Here is a 16,034-nt window from a genome sequence, read left to right as displayed (position 1 = left end):
GTGTCAGCCGCAAGGATGCGGCTGCCAAGCCTACACGGACGTACTTGCGGCGTCCCCGCACCCCGACACCGCCCCGCCAAACCACGGAATCCAGCTCTGGCTCTGGCCGTTGCGTTGAGCAGGTGCAGGGCTGCAAGCCCTGCCGTAAACCCCTACCCTCGCGGCAGGTAGGTCACCAGGGACAGGTCGTGCCGGCTCTCCGGCACCAGCGCCACGTACTGCAGGTCCAGCAACCCCCGCGTGGGATGGTTGAGCTTCTTCGCACCTTCATCGAACCGACGCACGTCGTGCTCCGGCCACCATTGGCGAAACTCTTCGCTGTGCGCGGCGATGTCTTCCACCAGCGCCAGGAACGGGGCCTTGTCCGGGGCCTGCGCCATCGCCGCGCGGAAGCCCGCCAGCAGCCCGCGGGTCATTTCTTCCCAGTTGAGGATCAGCGTGCGGTACGGCGGGTACAGGAACATCAGCCGCAGCGTGTTGCGCTCATGCGGCGCCAGCTGGCTGTAGTCCACGAAAAGATCGGCGATGGCCGGGTTCCAGGCCAGGATGTCGAAGCGGGTATTGCGTACGTAGGCCGGGATCGGCTGCATCGCCTCCACCAGCTGGCGCAGGCCATCGGTCACGCTCTCGTCCGGCGATTCCAGCGGCACGCCGTAGCCGGACAGCGCGAACGCGTAGGCGCGTTCGTCGTCACTCATGCGCAGCACCTGTGCCAGGCGCTCAAGCACTTCGGGCGAGGCGCGCACTTCACGGCCCTGTTCGATCCAGGTATACCAGCTGACGCTGACCCCGATCGCCAGCGCCACTTCCTCGCGCTTCAGGCCCGGGGTGCGCCGGCGCCCGGCCGGGAGGCCGAGCGTGGCAGGGTCGACACGGGCGCGGCAGGCCTTGAGGAAGCCGCCGAGTTCCTTGCGTTCACTTTCGCTGCGCATCATCGGCCCGTCCTACCCTTTGTAGTTGTGGCGTTGAGCCATGCTCGACGCGTCTGCTACTGCGCCAACAGCAGCCGAGCATGGGCTCGGCTCTACCGGAAGCGTGATCAGCCACCCTCGGCGTTGCGCACGAGGGTGACGAAATACGCGCAGGCGCGTCGATCAGGCATCGGCGCGCTTGGAGCCCACGGCCAAACCGGCCTTCAGGCTGGCCTCGACGAACTCGTCCAGGTCGCCGTCCAGCACCTTCTGCGTATCTGAACGCTCGATGCCGGTACGCAGGTCCTTGATACGGCTCTGGTCCAGCACGTAGTTGCGGATCTGGCTGCCCCAGCCAATGTCGGACTTGGTGGCTTCCACCGCGTCCTTCTCGGCGTTGCGCTTCTGGATCTCCAGTTCATACAGCTTGGCGGCCAGCATCTTCATCGCGTTGTCGCGGTTCTGGTGCTGGCTGCGGCCGGTCTGGCAGGCCACAACGATGTTGGTCGGGATGTGGGTGATACGCACCGCCGACTCGGTCTTGTTCACGTGCTGACCACCGGCACCGGACGAACGGTACACGTCGGTACGCAGGTCGGCCGGGTTGATGGTGATGTCGATGTTGTCATCGATTTCCGGCGACACGAACACCGAGGTGAAGCTGGTGTGGCGGCGGTTGTCCGAGTCGAACGGCGACTTGCGCACCAGGCGGTGGACGCCGGTCTCGGTCTTCAGCCAGCCGTAGGCATAGTCGCCTTCCACGCGCAGCGTGGCCGACTTGATGCCGGCGACGTCGCCACCGGAGACTTCCATCAGTTCGGTCTTCCAGCCGCGCGACTCGCACCAGCGCAGGTACATGCGCAGCAGGATCTCGGCCCAGTCCTGGGCTTCGGTGCCACCGGCACCGGCCTGGATGTCGACGAACGCGGCCGCATTGTCCATCTCGCCGGAGAACATGCGCTGGAACTCCAGCTTCTCCACGTGCGCCTGGTGCTTGTCGAGGTCGGCGACCACCGCCAGTGCGGTCTCCTCGTCCTGCTCGGACTCGGCCAGCTCCAGCAGTTCAGTGGCGTCGTTCAGGCCATCGAGCACCGAGGCGATGCCGCCCACGGTCTTTTCCAGGCTGGAACGCTCGCGGCCCAGGTTCTGGGCGTACTCGGCGTTGTTCCAGACGTCGGGGCTTTCCAGCTCCCGCGTTACTTCTTCAAGACGCTCTTTCTTGGCGTCGTAGTCAAAGATACCCCCGAAGCGACAGCACGCGATCGGTCAGATCGGTGATGCGCTGGCGGACAGGATTCAGTTCGATCATGTCGGCGGTTATGCATTCAAAAGATGACTGGTAATGATACCGCAGGCCGGGGATGCCCGGAATGAGGGCCTGGGCCTGCGCCGGGGCTCCAGCATGATGCACTGGCGCTGCATTCAGGCAGGCGATGCCCGCCTTGGCGCGGGGAGCCGGCCGGGCCGCGGCCGACCCCACACAGGACCTCCTTGCCCAGAGCGGCGTCGACGAGGGTCTTCCTTGGCCCACCCTCGGACGGCCACTTGGGGCAGTTGACTACTTCACCTCGAACTCACCCACCAGCACGGTCTCAGCACGGTCCTTCAGCCGCATCGTCACCATCTGATCCTTCTGCTTCGGCGTGCCCCAGTGGGTGGTCAGCCGCAGCATCAGGGTTGTCGCACCGGTCACCAGCTGTTGGCGGCTGCCAAAGTAGTTCGCCTCCACCTTGTACTTGCCCGGCTTGGCGTTGCGCAGCGAGAACTGCTCGGGGCCATAGCCGCCGGTGAAGTCCTGCGACATCTGCCCGCCCTGGTAGGTCATCCGGTTGCCGTAGTAGGCGCGCTCGCCGTTCGGGTCGGTCACCCACAGGTCCATGTCGCTGTTGTCGGCGTCCCACGACAGCACCACGCGCAGGTCCAGCGGCATCGCCTGCAACAGGCGCGGGTCGATGCCGGTGGTATCCAGCCGGGGCGTGCTGCCGGCCACCAGGTTGGTCAGCTCATCCAGCGCGATCAGGGCGATGCCATCGAAGCGGCTGTCCCACGGCCGCACCACCACCTGGTACAGCGGCGCCAGTGCCTGCTGTGGCTTGCCGGCCGCTGCCAGCGCCAAGCCCAGGTCGCGGAAGCTCTGCGGTTCTTCCTGGCCCATCGCCAGCACCTGCTCGAACACCGGCACCGCCAGTGCGGGAGCATCGGCCTGCATCAGTCGGTAACCGAGCACGCGCAGCAGGTGGCGGTTGTCCAGATCCATTTCGGCCAGGTTCGACAGCACCCGCAGTGCCAGCTCGCGCTGGCCCTGCTCCAGCAGCAGGTCGGCCACATCGAGGAAGAAGGCGCTGCTGTCGGCGTGGGCATCGCGCTCGGCCAGATAGCGGTCATAAAGCTGCGATGGCGGCCCCTGGCGCAGGCGCCGGGCGACGGCCGAGTCCGGCTGCCAGGCCGCCAGCTGGATGCCGAGCTGGCCATCGTTGGCGGCTGCAGCGGCATCGACCGAGCCGCCGGTGACCACAATCGAATCCAGTGCATTCTCCGACGCGGGCGCCGGACGACGCGCGCGTGCGCTGCTGGCCTGCATGCGCTGTTCTGCCGCCGCGGCCATCGGTGCAGGCGCGGGCGGTGCCGCGGGCGCCGGTGCGACGAGCATCGCCATCGGCGCTGACTCGGCAGGATAGTCGGCCGAAGCAACGTCCAGCGCTGCTTCCTTGGCCCGCGGCGGCGCACCCTTCGGCCAGCTGCGGTTCCACCACTGCTGGCGCTCCTTCCAGCGGGCGGCCACTTCATCCAGGCGCTGGCGATCAGCAGCGGCGCGATCCCTGACCTGCACTGCAAACCTGGCGTCGTACTCCGCGCGCAGCGTGTCCGAAGGGCGGATCGCATAGCGCAGGTAGTCCTCCAACGTCTCCAGCACGATCAGCGAGGTATCCGGCCCCACCAGGCCAAACTGCTGGGACAGGCGCTGCATCGCCTCGCGGTTGCCACGGCGGTCGGCGGCCAGCTGCTGCAGGCGCGCCTGCGCCCACAGGCCGGACAGCAGCTCTCCGTCGTCGCTCTTCTGCGTGGCGGGCAGCGCCTGCCATTCGCCGCCACCCACGCGCACCCGCATCGGCACACCGTCGGCCGCCAGTCGTGCATGCAGCCACAGCCAGCCCTGCGCTTCACTGCGACGATCGATCACCACGTCCTGCACGCCGCGCCCCGCATCGACCTGCACATCCAGCGGCGACGACAGCAGCGCGCGCGCCGCCGAATCGACATCCTTGCCCAGCGCAACGAAGCGACCGCCATGCGCCTCACTCCAACCACGCAGCCGCACGGCATCAGTGCGCGCACCGGCACTGCTGATCGCAAACAGGCGCTGATCCGACGCCATCGCCGGCAGCTGTTCCGGCCCATAGGTCAGCAGGCCATCGCTGACCAGCAGGTATTCCTTCACGCCCGGCTGCGGCTGCCACTGTGCCAGCGCGCTGGCACCGTCCGGGCGCACGGCCTGCAGGGCTGCGCGCAGTTCACTCCAGTTGCCGGCGCGGATGCGGAACCGACGTACCGGCTCGGCGCGGTCGCGCAGCACGGTCAACGCCACGGTGCCGTCACCCAGCGCTGCGAAGTAACGGTCCAGCAGTGCGAACTCGCGCGTGCGATCGCGCTGACCCGCCGAACCGGAGCCGTCCCACAGCAGGCCGATCTCGCTGGGCAACGTGCGCGGCGTACTGCTGGCCGCCACCGGCAGCTGCGCCAGCAGGTAATGGCCGTCCTGCCAGGGCGCCACCTGCACCTGTGCCTGGCGGGTCGCCGGCAGATCCCACTGCAGCTGCTTCGGCAACTGCGCGCCCTCGCCCTGCCACAGCAGCTGGCCCGCGCTGATGCGGAACGGCGCCGTACCTGCAGTAGTCGCGCCGGGGGCCTGCAGTTTCAGTTCAACCGAGGCTGCACCGGCGGCAAACTGCAGCGGCAGCGTCCACTGCCAGCCTTGGCCGGCGAAGGCCAATGGCTCGCGGATCACCAGCTGCACGCGCCGGCTACCACCGGCCGGCAGCGGGTAGATGCGCAGCCGGAACTGATTGCCGGCGGTCTGTTCCAGCAGGCCCGGGTCAACGCCGCGGCGGGCAATCTCCTCGAACACCTGGCGGCCGCGGTCCTTCGGCACCGGCACCGCGTCACGCATCTCGTCGTTGATATCCAGCGCGAAGCCGCTGATCTGCTGGCCCTCGGCCAGCGGGAACTGCAGCTCGCCCTCCAGCACGCGCCGGTTCGGGTTGTGGAATTCCAGGGTGATCCGGGTCTGGGCGATGCCGGCCTGGATCTCGCCCTCGATGCGGGCGTGTTGCAGTTGGACCGCCTGCTCAGCCGCCGGCGCGATCAGCAGCGGGGTGGCGGCCTGCGGCCGGGAGATCGGCGGCGACTGTGCGCCAGCGGGCCAGGCCGCAAGGGCCAGCAACAACACGGTGCAGCAACGGGCGAAGACCATGACCGGACTCCAGTGGGATCGTGGATCGTTGAACGCACCAGCAGCCGTAACGGGGTTGGGAGACCAAAAAAGGGGACGGAGGGGATTAAGTCGCAACTGGCAAACAAGGCACAAGCGACTTAATCCCCTCCGTCCCCTTTTTCTCAGGCGGGCAGGCAGTGCTCGACGATCAGCTGGATGGCGCTGCCGCCGCGATAGTCGTCGCAGGCGAGCCGATAGGCGAGATGCACGTGGCGACTCGGCGCGTTGCCGTGCCAGCCGCCGAAATGGATGGCGTTGATGGTGCCGGGTACGCCGGGCAGGCGCAGTTCCAGCTTCAGGTGACGCTCCTTCAAAACGCGCCAGTTGGCTACTTCAAAGTGGCCGTCGAACAGGGGCTCGGGGAAACCCTGGCCCCACGGGCCGGCCAGGCGCAACGCATCGGCGTGGCGATGGTCCAGCTCGTCCGCCGCCAGCTCGCCGTCACTTAGCACCTGCTGCTGCAGTGCCGCCGGATCGAGCATCTCCAGCACCACCGCGACGAAGGCGGCCTTGAAGTCATCAACGTGGTCACGCCGCAGGCTGAGCCCAGCCGCCATGGCGTGGCCGCCGAAGCGTTCGATCAGGCCCGGATGGCGCGCATCGACCAGCGCCAGGGCGTCACGGATGTGCAGCCCGGGAATCGAGCGCGCAGACCCGCGCAGGGTATCGGCGCCGGGTTCGGCCGGGGCGAAGGCGATCACCGGGCGATGCAGGCGATCCTTCATCTTCGAAGCGACCAGGCCGACCACACCGGGATGCCAGTCGGCATCAAACAGGCAGGCGGCCACCGGTCGCTGACCGGCCATGTCCAGCACTACCCGGGTCAATGCCTGCTCGGCGTCATCGGTCATCGACTGCTGCACCGCGCGGCGGTCTGAGTTGATCTGCTCCAGCGTCTGCGCGATCTCGCGCGCCTGGCGCGGGTCTTCGGTCAACAGCAGCGCGATGCCCAGCGCCATGTCTTCCAGCCGGCCTGCGGCATTCAGGCGCGGGCCGAGTGCGAAGCCGATGTCGGTGGCAGTGAGCCGCGCGGCATCACGGCCGCTGGCTTCGATCAGGGCACGCAGGCCGACACAGCCCTGCCCTGCGCGCAGACGGCGCAAGCCTGCGCTGACCAGCGCACGGTTGTTCGGGTCCAGCGCTACTAGGTCCGCAACGGTGCCCACCGCCACCAGATCCAGCAGCGTGGTGAGGTCTGGCCCCTTGCCATCGGCAAAGACACCGGCCTCGCGCATCTGCCGGCGCAGCGCCATCAGCACGTAGAAGATCACGCCGACGCCGGCCAGTGACTTGCTGGGGAAGGCATCACCGTCGAGATTGGGATCGACGATGACATCGGCCGGCGGCAACTGCGGCCCGGGCAGGTGATGGTCGGTGACCAGCACCTGCCAGCCGCGCGCCTTGGCCGCGGTCACGCCCGCATGGCAGGCGATGCCGTGATCGACGGTCACCAGCAGGTCCGGCTGCAGCGCGGCCAGCTCCTCCACCAGCGACGGCGACAGGCCATAGCCATGCACCATGCGGTTCGGTACCGCGTGGAAGACGTGTTGCGCGCCGAGCATGCGCAGGCCACGCACGCCGACCGCACAGGCGGTGGCGCCATCGCAGTCGAAATCGCCAACCACCAGGATGCGCTTGTCGTTGGCGATGGCTTCGATCAGCAGGCCCACTGCATCATCGATACCGGTCAGCAGCTCGGGCGCGTGGAGGCTGCCCAGTTTCGGCAGCGCCAGCTCTGGTGTACCCGCACCGCGGCTGGCATAGAGTCGCGCCAGCAATGGCAGCGTGCCCTCTGGCCAGCTGCCGGGCACGACCGCATCGCGGCGGCGGATCAGCGGTATATCAGAGGGCGGCTGCGCAGCATCGGCGGCAAGGGACATCGGCATCGCCGGTTACAAAAGACCCGCACATCATAACGTGCACCGCTCCCCCGGTCGGCTGCCGCCGCTGACGAGGCCCCTTGGCTCTTCGGCCAGCAGCATTTGGATTTCACGACCGCATCTTCCATGCTTGCCTGCCCTGGAACGGACTTCCATCCATGACCCGCATCCTGCTGACCGCGCTGATGGCACTCGCCGTGGCCCCCGCCGCTCACTCCGCGACGCCTGAACCCAGGCCCGGGGTCGAATTCGAACACAACGACTGGTCGCTGGCCTGTGACAACACCCGCACCTGCCGCGCGGCTGGCTACAGCCCGCAAGCTGCGGGCAACCTGCTCAGCCTGATGCTGGAGCGCGCCGGCGGCCCGGGTACGAAGGTGCTCGCGCGGCTGCGCAATGGCGAGGATGGCGAAAGCCCGACGCCGACCGGGGCGCTGCGCCTGCACCTGAACGGCAAGGACCTGGGCCCGGTGCGCGACACCGGCGACGGGGACACAGTGTTGTTGCAGCAGGCACAGACCGATGCACTGGTCGCCGCACTGCCGCGCCAGGCACGCATCGAGATTATCGACGGCAAGGCCAAGGCGTGGCCGATCTCCGACAGCGGTGCAGCGGCCGTACTGCTGAAGATGGACGAGGCCCAAGCACGCCCGGTGCGCTGGTGCGGCGTGGCGACAAGGCTGAAGCGAGCGTGCCTGCGGCGTTGCCGGTGCCAGTGATCATGCGCGGCACGCTGGTGGCACCGCGCGCCTCCGACGCGGCACTGGCGATCGCACCGGGCCTGCGCAAGGCACTGATCGCCAGCCTACCGAAGCCGGATGAGTGCGGCCGCCTGAGCGATGGCGGGACAGATGAGATCGAGATCCAGCGACTGGACGCCCAGCATGTGCTGGCAAGCACCAGCTGCTTCGTGGGTGCCTACAACTTCAGCAGCGGCTACTGGGTAGTGCAGGACAAAGCACCGTACCGGGCGAAGTTCGTGACCTCCAACGCGGAGGACTTTGATCGCGATGACGCGACGCTGCGCGGGCGCTTCCGTGGGCGCGGCATCGGTGACTGCTTCTCCGGCCACGACTGGGCTTGGGATGGCGCGCGATTCGTGAAGAGCAGCGAGTTCACTACCGGGCAGTGCCGGGGCGTCGCGGGCGGGCACTGGACGCTGCCAACGGTGGTGAGCGAGGTCCGTTGAGGCGCCGCTATCTGCGGTAGTGCCGGCCGCTGGCCGGCAACCCCGACAAACCCTGGGGGGGCAGAGCCGTTTTCCGATGGAGAACGGATCCGACCCCGGTCAGTCGTGAAGCTGGCGCGGCTTCTTCCAGAACTGCCAGCGCTGGCCACGGTCCAGCTGGAACTGCAGGCCATCCTCGAAGTCCAGTACCAGCCGCTGCAGTTCGCCACGCTTGAGCGCGGCCAGCAGCGGCCGGATCGCATCGTTGCCGAGCTGCTGCAGCGAACGCAGCTGGCGCAGATCAACGAGTGCATCCACCGCTTGTTCGCCATCCACGGCCACACCGGCCGCCAGGGCCAGGCCCTGCAGCAGGGCATCGCGGCTGCGCACCTGTGCGTGCGGCGTGCTGACCGATACCGGCATCACGCCACCGCCCCAGAACCACAGCGAATTGATCGGCTGTTGTCCTTGCGCGGCGCGCTGCTGGTTCCAGGAATGGTTGTGCAGCAGTACCTGCGCCTCGGTCATCAGCGCCCGCCAGCGGCGGCCGCCCTCGCCTTCCGGCAGGTGCGAGAACAGGTCATCGCCGAGCACCTCGTCGGGACTGTCGAAGTCCGGCAGGGCCAGGTCGATCGGCAGGCGCAGGTACCAGCGCGAGGGATCGGGTGCGTCGAGCACGAAGCCGGCATCGGCAAACAGCGGCTGCAGCACTGGCAGCAGGGCGAGGCTGTCGGCCAGCGTCGGCCGCAGTGTTTCGCCGTAGGCCATCATCCGCGCGCCGTGCATGTCCGGCACCATGCAGGCCGGATCGGCACGCAGCCAGCTGGCGCCGGCGGCATCGCCGACGTCGCGCTGGCGGGTCAACGCGGCCACCGGCCAGTGCGGCGCGGCAACCGAGAAATGGCGTGTCAGCTGCGCGCGCTCGCCCGGGACGACCTGCACCGTCGTGGCACGACCGAGCGCGCGTGCCACATCGTCCGGCAGCGCAGCCGCGGCAAAGCGGCTGCGTGCCGGCAACAGCAGGGTCGCCGTTGCCACCGGGTCAGTCCACGTAGCTGACGCTGACGATCTCGTACTCGCGTTGGCCGGCCGGGGCGTCGATCACGATCGAATCACCTTCCAGCTTGCCGATCATCGCGCGCGCCACCGGCGAGGAAATCGCGATCAGGCCCTGCTTGATGTCCGCCTCCAGGTCACCAACGATCTGGTACTTCTTCTCTTCGTCGGTTTCCACGTCGGCCAGGGTCACGCTGGCACCGAACACCACCTTGGAGCCGGCATTGAGCTTGCTCACGTCGATGATCTCGGCGTGCGACAGCTCGCCTTCGAGCTGCTTGATGCGGCCTTCGATGAAGCCCTGTTCCTCGCGCGCGGCGTGGTACTCGGCGTTCTCCTTCAGGTCGCCATGCTCACGTGCTTCGGCGATGGCCGCGATCACCTTCGGGCGCTTGACCGACTTCAGGTGATCCAGTTCGTCGCGCAGCTTCTGCGCGCCCTTCATCGTGATGGGGGCTCTCATGCATTCAACTCCTTGTGCAGCTCCTGCAGCGACCAGACGGGGCCGGTGCCGCGGAATTCCAGTGAATCCACCAGCGCCTTGGCGCCGGCAATGGTGGTCGAGTAGGTGACGCGATGCTGCAGCGCCTCGCGACGGATCGAGAACGAGTCGTTGATCGCCGAACGACCTTCGGTCGTGTTGACGATGTAGACGATCTCGCCGTTCTTGATCGAGTCGACGATGTGCGGACGGCCTTCGACCACCTTGTTGATGATCTCGCAGTCCATGCCGTGCTGCTGCAGCCACGCGGCGGTGCCACGCGTCGCGACCAGACTGTAGCCACGCGCCAGCAGCGCCTTGGCCACCGGCAGCACGCGCTTCTTGTCCGGATCGCGGACCGAAACGAAGGCCTTGCCGACCGGCGGTGCCTTGATGCCGCCGGCTTCCTGCGCACGCGCGAAGGCGGCGTTGAAGCTGCGGCCCACGCCCATCACCTCACCGGTGGAGCGCATCTCCGGCCCGAGGATCGGGTCGACGCCCTGGAACTTGGCGAACGGGAAGATCGCTTCCTTCACCGAGTAGTAGTCCGGCACGATTTCCTTGGTCGCGCCCTGCTCGGCCAGCGTCTTGCCAGCCATGCAGCGGGCGGCGATCTTGGCCAGCGGCATGCCGGTGGCCTTGGACACGAACGGCACGGTGCGCGAGGCACGCGGGTTCACTTCCAGCAGGTAGATGGTGTCGGCACCTTCGTCGCTGGTCTGGATCGCGAACTGGGTGTTCATCAGGCCGACCACGTTCAGGGCCTTGGCCAGCTCCACCACCTGGCGGCGCAGTTCGGCCTGGGTTTCAGCCGACAGCGAGTACGGCGGCAGCGAGCAGGAGGAATCGCCCGAGTGCACGCCGGCTTCTTCGATGTGCTCCATCACGCCACCGATCAGGACGTTGCCATCCTTGTCGGCGATGATGTCGACGTCGCACTCCACGGCGTTGTCGAGGAAGCGGTCCAGCAGCACCGGCGAATCGTTGGACACCTTCACCGCGTCGCGCACGTAGCGGGCCAGGTCGGCTTCGCCGTAGACGATTTCCATGGCACGGCCGCCCAGCACGTAGCTCGGGCGCACCACCAGCGGGTAGCCGATCTCGCGGGCCAGCAGCAGGGCTTCCTGATCATTACGGGCGATGCGGTTCGGCGGCTGCTTCAGCCCCAGCGTGTCGACCAGCTGCTGGAAGCGCTCGCGGTCTTCGGCCAGGTCGATCGAGTCCGGGCTGGTGCCGATCACCGGCACGCCGTTGGCTTCCAGCGCGCGCGCCAGCTTCAGCGGGGTCTGGCCGCCGTACTGCACGATCACGCCCTTCGGCTGTTCCAGTTCGACGATCTCCAGCACGTCTTCCAGGGTCAGCGGCTCGAAGTACAGGCGGTCGGAGGTGTCGTAGTCGGTCGACACGGTTTCCGGGTTGCAGTTGACCATGATGGTTTCATAGCCATCCTCGCGCAGCGCCAGCGCCGCGTGCACGCAGCAGTAGTCGAACTCGATGCCCTGGCCGATGCGGTTCGGGCCACCGCCCAGGATCATGATCTTGTCGCGGTTGCTCGGCGCGGCCTCGCACTCGTCCTCGTAGGTCGAGTACAGGTAGGCGGTACCGGTGGAGAATTCACCGGCACAGGAGTCCACGCGCTTGTAGACCGGGCGCACCTTGTGCGCACGACGCAGCGCGCGGATGGCGGCTTCGTTGGTGCCGGTCAGCTGCGCCAGGCGCGCGTCGGAGAAACCGGCGCGCTTCAGCTTGCGCAGGCGCGCAGCGTCCAGTGCGTCGATGCCACCGGCGGCGACTTCGCCTTCGGCCGCGATGATTTCCTCGATCTGGTCCAGGAACCAGTGGTCGATGAAGGACAGCGCGTAGATCTCTTCCACGCTCATGCCGGCACGGAAGGCGTCGGCGACGAAGAACAGGCGCTCCGGACCCGGTGCCTTCAGTTCGCGGCGCAGGGTCTGCAGGTCATCTTCGTTGCCCAGGTCCAGGCCGGTCGGGTCGAAGCCGACCTTGCCGGTTTCCAGGCCACGCAGGGCCTTCTGCACCGACTCCTGGAAGGTGCGGCCCATCGCCATCACCTCGCCCACCGACTTCATCTGGGTGGTCAAGCGGGCATCGGCGGCCGGGAACTTCTCGAAGGCGAAGCGCGGGATCTTGGTGACGACGTAGTCGATCGACGGCTCGAACGAGGCCGGGGTCAGGCCACCGGTGATTTCGTTCTTCAGTTCGTCCAGGGTGTAGCCCACGGCCAGCTTGGCGGCGACCTTGGCGATCGGGAAGCCGGTGGCCTTGGAGGCCAGCGCCGACGAACGCGACACGCGCGGGTTCATCTCGATGACGACCACGCGGCCGGTCTTCGGGTTGATGCCGAACTGCACGTTCGAGCCACCGGTGTCGACGCCGATCTTGCGCAGCACGGCGATGGAGGCATCGCGCAGGCGCTGGTACTCCTTGTCGGTCAGGGTCTGCGCCGGCGCCACGGTGATCGAGTCACCGGTGTGCACGCCCATCGGATCCAGGTTCTCGATCGAGCAGACGATGATGCAGTTGTCCGCGGTATCGCGGACCACTTCCATCTCGAATTCCTTCCAGCCCAGCACCGACTCTTCCACCAGCACTTCGGTGGTCGGCGACAGCTCCAGGCCGCGGCTGACGATCTCGACCAGCTCTTCGCGGTTGTAGGCGATGCCGCCACCGCTGCCGCCCAGGGTGAAGCTGGGGCGGATGATGGTCGGATAGCCGACGCGGGTCTGGATTTCCAGCGCTTCGTCCAGGGTGTGGGCGACGGCGGCGGTCGGGCACTCCAGGCCGATCTCACCCATGGCCACGCGGAACAGCTCGCGGTCTTCGGCCATGCGGATCGCTTCGCGCTTGGCGCCGATCAGCTCGACGTTGTACTTCTCCAGCACGCCGTTGTCGGCCAGGTCCAGCGCGCAGTTCAGCGCGGTCTGGCCACCCATGGTCGGCAGCAGCGCATCGGGCTTTTCCTTGGCGATGATCTTCTCGACCGTCTGCCAGTTGATCGGCTCGATGTAGACGGCGTCGGCCATCTCCGGGTCGGTCATGATCGTGGCCGGGTTGCTGTTGACCAGCACCACGCGGTAACCCTCGTCACGCAGGGCCTTGCAGGCCTGGGCACCGGAGTAGTCGAACTCGCAGGCCTGGCCGATGACGATCGGGCCAGCACCGATGATGAGGATGGTCTTGAGGTCAGTGCGCTTGGGCATTTTCTTCTCTAAGTCAGTACAGCGTGACAAGGGGGAGTGATCGCACGCTGTCGATCAGGAATCTTGATCCGCAGCGCCGCGCCAGTGGCAGCAGCGATGCGGGGTTTACGGTCCATCGCGACGCCACCGGGGGGCCGGCGGCGTACTGATCACGCCTTGGCCTGCTCCATCAGCGCCACGAAACGGTCGAACAGCGGACCGACGTCGTGCGGGCCCGGCGATGCTTCCGGGTGGCCCTGGAACGAGAACGCCGGCACGTCGGTGCGGGCGACGCCCTGGTTGGTGCCGTCGAACAGCGAACGGTGGGTCACGCGCAGGGTCGGCGGCAGGGTTGCTTCATCGATCGCGAAACCGTGGTTCTGCGAGGTGATCATCACCCGGCCGCTGTCCAGGTCCTGCACCGGGTGGTTGGCACCGTGGTGGCCGTGGCCCATCTTCATGGTCTGCGCGCCCGAGGCCAGGCCGAGCAGCTGGTGGCCCAGGCAGATGCCGAAGGTCGGGACCTTCACGTCGATGAAGGTCTTGATCGCTTCGATGGCGTAGTCGCACGGTTCCGGGTCACCCGGGCCGTTGGACAGGAACACGCCGTCCGGCTTCAGCGCCAGCACTTCGGCGGCCGGGGTCTGCGCCGGCACCACGGTCACTTCGCAACCGCGCTCGGCCAGCATGCGCAGGATGTTGGTCTTCACGCCGAAGTCGTAGGCCACGACCTTGAACCGGGCCGGCACGCTGACGAAGGCGTTGGCATCCAGGTCCAGCTGGCCCTCGGTCCAGGTGTAGGTCTTCTCGGTAGTGACGACCTTGGCCAGATCCATGCCCTTCAGCCCCGGGAACTTGCGGGCGGCTTCCAGTGCCTTTTCCACGTCGATGTCGCCGGCCATCAGCGCACCGTTCTGCGCGCCCTTCTCGCGCAGGATGCGGGTCAGCTTCCGGGTGTCGATGCCGGCGATGGCGACCACGCCACGCTGGATCAACCAGTCCTGCAGCGACACCTGGCTGCGCCAGTTGCTGGGACGGCGCGGAACGTCGCGCACGATCAGGCCGGCCGACCACACCTTGGACGCTTCGTCGTCCTGGTCGGTCATGCCGGTGTTGCCGATATGCGGATAGGTCAGCGTGACCATCTGCCGGGCGTAGGACGGGTCGGTCAACACTTCCTGATAGCCGGTCATGGCGGTGTTGAACACCACTTCACCGACGGACAGGCCGGGCGCGCCTACGGATTCGCCCTCGAATACGGTGCCGTCTTCGAGGACGAGGATTGCGGCTTGGGTCACGGGAATCTCACTTTGGCTACCGAGGGGGCTGCCGAAGTCACGCCTGCGCTTCACGGAAATCCGGTTGCAAAAAAGCGCGGACGTACGGTCTGGGACCGGTCCGGCTTTCGTGATTCGGCGAGTGCGAATTGTAGCGCTGCCGGGGCGCTCGCGCCAGCGGTTATCGCGCTTCATGAACAGGCGATTGCGCATTCATTTCGATCCGGCCGGCACTACCGCCTTACGCCAGCAGGTCCCGCACCCGGTAGCTGCCCGGGGCCCGGCCCTGCAGCTGGCGGGCGGCGAACAGGGCGCCGCGGGCGAAGATGTCGCGGTTGGTGGCCCGGTGTACCAGCTCGATGCGCTCGCCCAGCCCGGTGAACTGCACCAGGTGCTCGCCGACGATGTCGCCGGCGCGCAGGCTGGCGTAATGCGGTTCCGCCCCACCCCGCTGGGCGGCCGCGCCCAGGGTCAGTGCAGTGCCCGATGGCGCGTCCTTCTTCTGGGTGTGGTGCGATTCGACGATGTCGCAGTCCCAGCCGGCCAGCGCCTGCGCCGCGCGCTCCACCAGTTCGTCCAGTACGGCCACGCCCAGGCTGAAGTTCGAGGCCCATACCAGCGGGATCTTCGCCGCTGCCGCATCCAACGCCTGGCGCTGCGTGCTGGAAATGCCGGTGGTACCCGACACCAGTCCTGCCCCGCGATCCACGCACAGCGCCAGCAGCGGGTCGAAGCCCTCCGGCAGGCTGAAGTCAATGGCCACGTCGAACACCGGCGCACCGGGCAGTTCGCTGGCCGCGAAGAACGGCACGCCGTCGACTACGCGCTGGGCCGGCGCGCGACCGGTCACGGCGGCCACGATCTGCAGGGTTTCGGAATGTTCGGCGGCCAGCCGCAGCAGGGCTTGGCCCATGCGCCCGGAGGCACCGTGAATGAGCAATCGCAGGGGAGTCTGGTTCATGCCTGCAGGCTAGCGGCAGCACGCCCGCTCCGGCAAGCGCCATCGCTGCGATGCTGCTTGCCCCTGCGGTGACGGGTTTGCCACTGGACGCGGCAACGCTCCCCTTCAAGTCTGTGGCCCTTCCCTCAGCCCGGGCAAAACCCATGAAATCCTCGACCGTCTTCAGCAAATGCGCCAGGAAGACCGGTTATGCCGGGACGTCGACCACGCGCTACCGCTTGCTGGATGCCGCCCTGCTTGTCGTTAATCACCAGCGCGCCAGCGAAAGCCGGGGCTTCTATGTGAATGCTGGACTCTACTTTCCAGAGCTGCTCGCGTATCCCCTCGCGCCTGACGATCTTGAAACGGCTTTCCGGTACCGCTCCAGCATTCCCACGCCCCATGTCGACTGGCGGATCGAAGAAACGCCAGGCCTGCGCCGGACCTTCATCCAGCAGGACCTTGAAGATCTGCTGGAGGCCGGCAACCGCGACGCGTTGAAGGCCCTGCTGCTCGATGCCCTGGCCGACGTGGCGGGTTTCGCAGCAGCCCATGGAAACCGCGAATCGGTGCGGCGATTGAATCAGGACGGGAACTTCCGCGCGATCATCCGCAGAGAGGTCTGAACC

The 16,034-nt window shown here is 67.3% G+C and carries 11 protein-coding genes and 1 pseudogene; 2 read left to right on the top strand and 10 right to left on the bottom strand.

Annotated features, from left to right (window positions below):
• Positions 1-152: 152 nt before the first annotated feature.
• The 5 genes from WDC87_RS11475 to recJ form a co-directional block, all read right to left on the bottom strand.
• Positions 153-935 carry a helix-turn-helix transcriptional regulator gene (locus WDC87_RS11475; protein ID WP_072168992.1) on the bottom strand — a complete coding sequence of 261 codons (783 nt, stop codon included), beginning with the start codon at positions 933-935 and terminating at the stop codon, positions 153-155.
• Between the two features lie 159 nt (positions 936-1,094).
• Positions 1,095-2,220 (bottom strand): peptide chain release factor 2 gene (gene prfB / locus WDC87_RS11470; protein WP_111008336.1). Its coding sequence is split into 2 segments (ribosomal slippage): positions 1,095-2,144 and positions 2,146-2,220, totalling 1,125 coding nucleotides; the frame shifts between segments, so codons are not numbered across the junction.
• Entirely contained in the window at positions 2,143-2,391 is a 249-nt protein-coding gene (locus WDC87_RS11465) for a hypothetical protein (RefSeq protein ID WP_172412160.1), read from the bottom strand. Before WDC87_RS11465 ends, prfB begins: the two co-directional genes overlap by 78 nt.
• A gap of 78 nt (positions 2,392-2,469) precedes the next feature.
• Complete coding sequence (locus tag WDC87_RS11460; RefSeq protein ID WP_252745279.1) at positions 2,470-5,382, bottom strand: VIT domain-containing protein; 2,913 nt, start codon at positions 5,380-5,382, stop codon at positions 2,470-2,472.
• Positions 5,383-5,525: 143 nt separating this feature from the next.
• Positions 5,526-7,283 carry a single-stranded-DNA-specific exonuclease RecJ gene (gene recJ / locus WDC87_RS11455; protein ID WP_088497773.1) on the bottom strand — a complete coding sequence of 586 codons (1,758 nt, stop codon included), beginning with the start codon at positions 7,281-7,283 and terminating at the stop codon, positions 5,526-5,528.
• Positions 7,284-7,441: 158 nt separating this feature from the next.
• Between recJ and WDC87_RS11450 the strand changes: the two are divergent.
• Positions 7,442-8,472 (top strand): annotated as a pseudogene (locus tag WDC87_RS11450) (DUF1176 domain-containing protein).
• Positions 8,473-8,571: 99 nt separating this feature from the next.
• Here the strand turns inward: WDC87_RS11450 and WDC87_RS11445 are convergent.
• From WDC87_RS11445 to dapB, 5 genes are all read right to left on the bottom strand, one after another.
• Positions 8,572-9,489 (bottom strand): phosphoglycerate mutase, encoded by a 918-nt coding sequence (locus tag WDC87_RS11445; RefSeq protein ID WP_111201316.1) that lies wholly within the window; start codon positions 9,487-9,489, stop codon positions 8,572-8,574.
• A 4-nt stretch (positions 9,490-9,493) separates the two neighbouring features.
• Entirely contained in the window at positions 9,494-9,970 is a 477-nt protein-coding gene (gene greA / locus WDC87_RS11440) for a transcription elongation factor GreA (protein ID WP_005409483.1), read from the bottom strand.
• Positions 9,967-13,209 carry a carbamoyl-phosphate synthase large subunit gene (gene carB / locus WDC87_RS11435; RefSeq protein WP_072168995.1) on the bottom strand — a complete coding sequence of 1,081 codons (3,243 nt, stop codon included), beginning with the start codon at positions 13,207-13,209 and terminating at the stop codon, positions 9,967-9,969. Before carB ends, greA begins: the two co-directional genes overlap by 4 nt.
• A gap of 149 nt (positions 13,210-13,358) precedes the next feature.
• Complete coding sequence (gene carA, locus WDC87_RS11430) at positions 13,359-14,486, bottom strand: glutamine-hydrolyzing carbamoyl-phosphate synthase small subunit (RefSeq protein WP_072168996.1); 1,128 nt, start codon at positions 14,484-14,486, stop codon at positions 13,359-13,361.
• A gap of 220 nt (positions 14,487-14,706) precedes the next feature.
• A complete protein-coding gene (gene dapB, locus WDC87_RS11425) occupies positions 14,707-15,426 on the bottom strand; it encodes a 4-hydroxy-tetrahydrodipicolinate reductase (RefSeq protein ID WP_088497769.1) in 720 nt (239 codons plus the stop codon).
• A 143-nt stretch (positions 15,427-15,569) separates the two neighbouring features.
• On the opposite strand from dapB, the gene WDC87_RS11420 reads away from it, so the two are divergent.
• A complete protein-coding gene (locus WDC87_RS11420) occupies positions 15,570-16,031 on the top strand; it encodes a DUF4304 domain-containing protein (RefSeq protein WP_072168998.1) in 462 nt (153 codons plus the stop codon).
• Positions 16,032-16,034 lie beyond the last annotated feature (3 nt).

The sequence above is a fragment of the Stenotrophomonas maltophilia group sp. Smal12 genome, from assembly GCF_037079935.1.
Lineage (GTDB): Bacteria > Pseudomonadota > Gammaproteobacteria > Xanthomonadales > Xanthomonadaceae > Stenotrophomonas > Stenotrophomonas sepilia.
This window is presented reverse-complemented; position numbering and strand designations above follow the sequence as displayed.

What these genes read in the sequence shown, in the direction of transcription:
- dapB (WP_088497769.1), bottom strand. Translation starts at nt 15,426, where the DNA reads ATGAACCAGACTCCCCTGCGATTGCTCATTCACGGTGCCTCCGGGCGC.
- WDC87_RS11460 (WP_252745279.1), bottom strand. Translation starts at nt 5,382, where the DNA reads ATGGTCTTCGCCCGTTGCTGCACCGTGTTGTTGCTGGCCCTTGCGGCC.
- carB (WP_072168995.1), bottom strand. Translation starts at nt 13,209, where the DNA reads ATGCCCAAGCGCACTGACCTCAAGACCATCCTCATCATCGGTGCTGGC.
- WDC87_RS11420 (WP_072168998.1), top strand. Translation starts at nt 15,570, where the DNA reads ATGAAATCCTCGACCGTCTTCAGCAAATGCGCCAGGAAGACCGGTTAT.
- recJ (WP_088497773.1), bottom strand. Translation starts at nt 7,283, where the DNA reads ATGTCCCTTGCCGCCGATGCTGCGCAGCCGCCCTCTGATATACCGCTG.
- WDC87_RS11475 (WP_072168992.1), bottom strand. Translation starts at nt 935, where the DNA reads ATGATGCGCAGCGAAAGTGAACGCAAGGAACTCGGCGGCTTCCTCAAG.
- greA (WP_005409483.1), bottom strand. Translation starts at nt 9,970, where the DNA reads ATGAGAGCCCCCATCACGATGAAGGGCGCGCAGAAGCTGCGCGACGAA.